At 39.0% G+C, this 5,232-nt stretch carries 7 protein-coding genes; 3 read left to right on the plus strand and 4 right to left on the minus strand.

The window, feature by feature from the left end; all coding sequences use genetic code 11:
* A partial coding sequence (locus QZ359_RS06195; RefSeq protein WP_293964065.1) for a TetR-like C-terminal domain-containing protein occupies window positions 1-327 on the plus strand: 327 nt, incomplete at its 5' end.
* Window positions 324-1,313 (plus strand): DhaKLM operon coactivator DhaQ, encoded by a 990-nt coding sequence (gene dhaQ, locus QZ359_RS06200; protein ID WP_293964067.1) that lies wholly within the window; start codon window positions 324-326, stop codon window positions 1,311-1,313. The genes QZ359_RS06195 and dhaQ, both read left to right, overlap by 4 nt.
* A 203-nt stretch (window positions 1,314-1,516) precedes the next feature.
* On the opposite strand, the gene QZ359_RS06205 is transcribed toward dhaQ, so the two are convergent.
* The 4 genes from QZ359_RS06205 to QZ359_RS06220 form a co-directional block, all read right to left on the minus strand.
* Window positions 1,517-2,056 (minus strand): ClbS/DfsB family four-helix bundle protein, encoded by a 540-nt coding sequence (locus tag QZ359_RS06205; RefSeq protein WP_293964069.1) that lies wholly within the window; start codon window positions 2,054-2,056, stop codon window positions 1,517-1,519.
* A 56-nt stretch (window positions 2,057-2,112) separates the two neighbouring features.
* Entirely contained in the window at window positions 2,113-2,607 is a 495-nt protein-coding gene (locus tag QZ359_RS06210; RefSeq protein ID WP_000031471.1) for a YkgJ family cysteine cluster protein, read from the minus strand.
* A gap of 134 nt (window positions 2,608-2,741) precedes the next feature.
* A complete protein-coding gene (ptsP, locus tag QZ359_RS06215; RefSeq protein WP_049516641.1) occupies window positions 2,742-4,475 on the minus strand; it encodes a phosphoenolpyruvate--protein phosphotransferase in 1,734 nt (577 codons plus the stop codon).
* 5 nt (window positions 4,476-4,480) lie between these two features.
* Window positions 4,481-4,744 (minus strand): phosphocarrier protein HPr, encoded by a 264-nt coding sequence (locus QZ359_RS06220; RefSeq protein WP_000146947.1) that lies wholly within the window; start codon window positions 4,742-4,744, stop codon window positions 4,481-4,483.
* A gap of 350 nt (window positions 4,745-5,094) precedes the next feature.
* On the opposite strand from QZ359_RS06220, the gene QZ359_RS06225 reads away from it, so the two are divergent.
* The coding region (locus QZ359_RS06225; RefSeq protein ID WP_293964221.1) for a glutaredoxin domain-containing protein at window positions 5,095-5,232 on the plus strand (138 nt) is incomplete at its 3' end.

The following is a 5,232-nucleotide window of genomic DNA, read 5'->3' on the forward strand; positions in this document are numbered from 1 at the left end:
AACTTGGACTTCATTTCAGGCCAAAAACTATTACAAGAATTATTTTTTTATTTCGAACAAGAGCGTGACTTTTATATTCAACTTTTTGATATTCAAGGGCAAAATAACTTCTATGATCACTTTATCAGCTACTGTCGCTTGCTTGTATCAAAAATTTTAAGAGAATACGGTCAGATTGATATCGATTCATCTGCTTATACTTGTTTTTTGCTAGACTATCATTCACATGCTCTAGCAGAAATCGTGAAGGCTTACGTCAATAAAAAAAGTCCAGTTCCACAACCAGACTTTCTCATCATGACAATTATTGGAAAGAGACCACAATGACATTTATTTCAAATCATAAACAGAAAATTATTTCAAGTTACATTTCAGCTACTGTTAACAGTCATCCTGAATTAGAAAAACACCCTACCTTACCATTAGTCTATCAAAAAAATCGCAATCCTCATCAGGTTCCAATATTGTCGGGTGGAGGGTCCGGTCACGAACCTGCTCATATCGGATATGTTGGAGAAGGCATGCTTACTGCTGCCATCTATGGCCAATTATTTACTCCTCCTACAAGAGCTGAAATCTTAGAGTCCATTCGTTTTTTAAACAATGGTCACGGTGTCTTCATCATTATAAAAAATTTCGAAGCAGACATCAAAGAATTTAGCTGGGCCATTAATACTGCTAGACAAGAAGGAATTAAGGTCGGCTATAGTCTAGCACACGACGATATTTCTATTGAACCTCACAATAGATTTCAAATTAGAGGAAGAGGGCTTGCAGGGACTATTTTACTTCATAAAGTTCTAGGATATGCAGCTCAAAATGGTGCCGACATCGAGCAACTAACTGATTTAGGTCATGAACTTGCTCCCGAAATCGCAACAATTGGTTTTGCAACGAAATCTGCTAGTCTTCCCCAAGCCACCTTTCCACTATTTAACTTGGAAGAAGGAAATATTTCTTATGGTATTGGGATACATGGCGAAGAAGGATATCGTATCGTCCCATTCCAATCATCGGAAATCCTTGCAAATGAAATTATAAGCAAATTAAGATTGCACTATCATTGGAAAAAGGGTGATCAATTTATATTGCTTGTAAATAATCTAGGCACTACTACCAACCTAGAAATGGGTATATTTATCAATGATCTCCTTCAACTCTTAGAAATTGAAGGAGTCACTATTACCTTTATAAAATCAGGAACATTTATGACCAGTCTGGATATGGCAGGTATATCCGTAACTCTTTGCCCCGTAAAAAATAAACAGTGGTTAGAAGCGCTCAATGCTCCAACGACAGCTTTTGCATGGTAATTTGCTTGTATAACTCAAAAGGGCTCCATCACTTGATAGCCCTTTGCTTTTATCTTATACTCAATGAAAATCAAAAAGCAAACTAGGAAACTAGCCGCAGGCTGTACTTGAGTACGGCAAGGCGACGTTGACGCAGTTTGAATTTGATTTTCGAAGAGTATTACGTTTAAAAGAACTCATTCTTTCTATTTCAAACAGGCCATCTATCCCTTACAATTCTTCCGATGAGCTTTGAGTTTTTGCAGAGCCCAATCATAGTGGCTTGACGTGCTACTAACAAAGTAGGAACCTAGACTTGTTCCGCCGGTCCACTTATAGACACCTTTGGTAAAGAGTTCGTCATTGCTAAAAATTTCTATCAACTCTAACACTTCTTTATGTGATTGTTCCAAGAGCCTAGTCGCTTCTTCTAAGGACGTTTTCTGGTGCTTCTTCCAAAAAGCGACATTCATTTCTCCATAAGTTTTCCAATTATAAAGCTCAGGGAGAAAAGGGCTTTCGTGACCTTCTTGATTAGAATATACCCAAGTCAAAAGTAACTGATGCCATTCATAAAGATGGATCAAGACATCCCGTAGATTTTTATCCCTTTTCCAGTGAGATTCTTTTTTCTTTGGGTCTCTTGAAAAATCAAATGGAGTCTGTAGCACATCTTCACTTAGTTGGGAGATGAAACGATTGAGCTTTTCATAGTTTTCCTTAGAGGCCAGCACTAGCTCCTCTTTTGTTTTCGGTCTAGGCACAGAGTTCTCCCCTCATATTGTTAGTTATTATTAGAAATTTTTTATCCTTTAAATCTCTATAACTTATCCTTTAATTTCTCAACAAAGAGATAGGCTGCTGGACAGGTCAAAGTATTCTTAATCGTCAAATGGTTGATTTGATGGATCTTTTTGCGATCTGTATGGGGGAACTCTCGGCAGGCCTTGGGACGAACATCATAGATGGAACAAAGATTATCTCCTCCTAGAAAGGGACAAGGCATGGATTTAAAAACCTTATCACCATCTTCATCGACCTGCAGAAACTCCGCTTCAAAAGCAGGTAATTTCATCTTAAAGTACTTGGCGATTCGTGTAATATCCGCTTCTTTAAAGTCAGGCCCCAATGTCTTGCAACAGTTGGCACAGGCCGTACAATCAATCTCCGCAAAGACTTCCTCGTGAATCTGCTGGGCTATCTTATCTAGATTTTTTGGTGGCTTTTTCTTTAAATTGGCTAAAACTTTTCGATGCTCCTTCTGCTTTTGTAAGGCTAGCTGGTGGTAGTACTCAATATCAATTTCTTTAGACATGGTTTCTCTCTTATTCTAATTACTTTCCCCTATTATACCATGCCTCTGACTCATTGAAAAGTGGACTTCACAAGACTATACTTTTCCAAAATGCGTCAAAAAAACCTTGCAACTAGGTTACAAGGTTAATGACATTAATCGAAATTAACGTATTCTTTTTGAAGTTCAAGAACTTCTTCCATTGTTGAACACTCTGTAAGGGCACGGTTAGCGTACTCTTCCATCTTAGCAGTGTCCAATTTCTTCATCAAACTACGTGTACGAAGTACAGATGTTGCTGACATAGAAAACTCATCCAAGCCCATTCCGACAAGAAGTGGAACAGCTTTTTGGTCACCAGCCATCTCACCACACATACCAGCCCATTTACCTTCAGCGTGAGCTGCCTTGATAACGTTGTTAATCAAGCGAAGGATTGATGGGTTATATGGTTGGTAAAGGTATGAAACTTGCTCGTTCATGCGGTCCGCTGCCATTGAGTATTGGATCAAGTCGTTTGTACCAATTGACATGAAGTCCACTTCTTTTGCAAATTGGTCTGCAAGCATCGCTGCTGCAGGGATTTCAATCATGATACCAACTTGGATGTCATCCGCAACTGCAACTCCTTCAGAAAGAAGGTTTGCTTTTTCTTCTTCATAAACTGCTTTAGCTGCACGGAATTCTTTCAAAAGGGCAACCATTGGGAACATGATACGCAATTGACCATGAACAGAAGCACGAAGAAGGGCACGGATTTGTGTACGGAACATTGCATCTCCAGTTTCAGAAATAGAGATACGAAGGGCACGGAATCCAAGGAATGGGTTCATTTCATGTGGCATATCGAAGTAAGGAAGTTCCTTATCTCCACCAATATCCATTGTACGAACAACCACTGGTTTACCATTCATTCCCTCAAGAACAGCCTTGTATGCTTCATACTGTTCGTCTTCTGTTGGGAAATCTTGAGAATCCATGTACAAGAACTCTGTACGGTAAAGTCCAACAGCTTCTGCACCGTTGTTGTTAACACCTTCCACGTCTTTTGGAGTACCGATGTTAGCAGCCAACTCGAAGTGTTTACCGTCAGCAGTCACTGTTTGAGCATCTTTCAAAAGTGCCCATTCAGCTTTTTGTTTAGCATAAGCTTCACCAGCTGCTTTAAATTCTGCCGCTTGTTCATCTGTTGGGTTGATAATGACTTCACCAGTAATTCCGTTAACGGCAAGGATATCACCGTCTTTCACTACTTCAGTGATGTTATTTGTTCCCAATACAGCTGCAATTTCAAGTGTACGTGCCATGATAGCTGAGTGGCTTGTACGTCCACCAATATTTGTTACAAAAGCTTTTACAAAGTTTTTGTCCAATTGAGCAGTATCAGATGGAGTCAAGTCATGTGCAATCACAATCACTTCTTCGTTAATAGAAGCTGGGTTTGGCAATTTCTTGCCAAGAAGATTTGCCAAAACACGTTTGGTAACGTCGCGAATATCCGCTGCACGTTCTTGCATGTATGGGTTGTCTTCCATGCCTTCAAAGATAGTGATGAACATGTCAGTCACCTCTTTAAGACCTGCTTCTGCGTTGACTTTCTTAGCACGGATTGTTTCTTTGATCTGACCAATCAATTCTGGGTCAGAAAGAACCATCAAATGAGCGTCAAAAACTTGAGCCGCTTCTTCACCAAGCGTACCTACAGCTTTCTCACGGATAAGAGAAAGCTCGTTTTGAGAAGCTTCAAGAGCTACATCCAAACGAGCCTCTTCTGCGTTTGTATCTTCGACTGAAATAGTCTCGAATGACAAATCCGGTTGAACGAGTAGATATGCTTTTGCAACTGCAACACCGTCAGATGCCGCGATTCCTTTAAGCATTTCTGTCATTTTCCTTATGCCAATCCTTCTTTTTCCATTGTTTCTGAGATTGCAGCGATAGCGTCATCTGCATCTGCACCTTCAGCTGAGATAGTTACGTCAGCACCTTGGCCAACACCAAGACTCATAACACCCATGATTGATTTAAGGTTAACTGATTTACCTTTGTACTCAAGAGTGATATCTGAAGCAAATTTGCTAGCAGTTTGTACCAACAATGTTGCTGGACGTGCGTGAATACCTGTTTCTGCCACTACGTGGAAATCTTTAGAAGCCATAGTTTGACTCTCCTTTTGTTCTTTCTTTTTTGAGTTATATGTGATAACCCTTACAATTTGGTATTATATCATCTTCTAGGATTTTTTTCAAGCATTTTATGGGATTTATTCAATTTCCTTTCAGATAACTTGCTGAAAATCTTCTATCCTAGATGACAAAACACAGGATATAGTTTTCCAAAAAACAACTTATAGGATAATTATCACTATTTTGCAAAGCAAACACTACATATTGTGTTTTGTTTAGCTGTGTATAAAAACAGACCACTATATTTAGTTTTAAATCGTTGACAAAATTTCAATTTCTGATATACTAAGAAAGTAATCTATTTTGAAAGAGGAGTTACACAATGGTAACCGTTTATTCTAAAAACAACTGTGTCCAATGTAAGATGACCAAACGTTTCTTGGACAGTAATAATGTCGCTTATCGTGAAATCAATCTTGATGAGCAACCTGAGTACATCGATCAAGTTAAAGAGCTCGGT

It is taken from the genome of Streptococcus sp., from assembly GCF_019414905.1.
Lineage (GTDB): Bacteria > Bacillota > Bacilli > Lactobacillales > Streptococcaceae > Streptococcus.

Coding starts and splice junctions, on each gene's coding strand:
- dhaQ (WP_293964067.1), top strand. CDS start 324: ATGACATTTATTTCAAATCATAAACAGAAAATTATTTCAAGTTACATT.
- QZ359_RS06210 (WP_000031471.1), bottom strand. CDS start 2,607: ATGTCTAAAGAAATTGATATTGAGTACTACCACCAGCTAGCCTTACAA.
- ptsP (WP_049516641.1), bottom strand. CDS start 4,475: ATGACAGAAATGCTTAAAGGAATCGCGGCATCTGACGGTGTTGCAGTT.
- QZ359_RS06220 (WP_000146947.1), bottom strand. CDS start 4,744: ATGGCTTCTAAAGATTTCCACGTAGTGGCAGAAACAGGTATTCACGCA.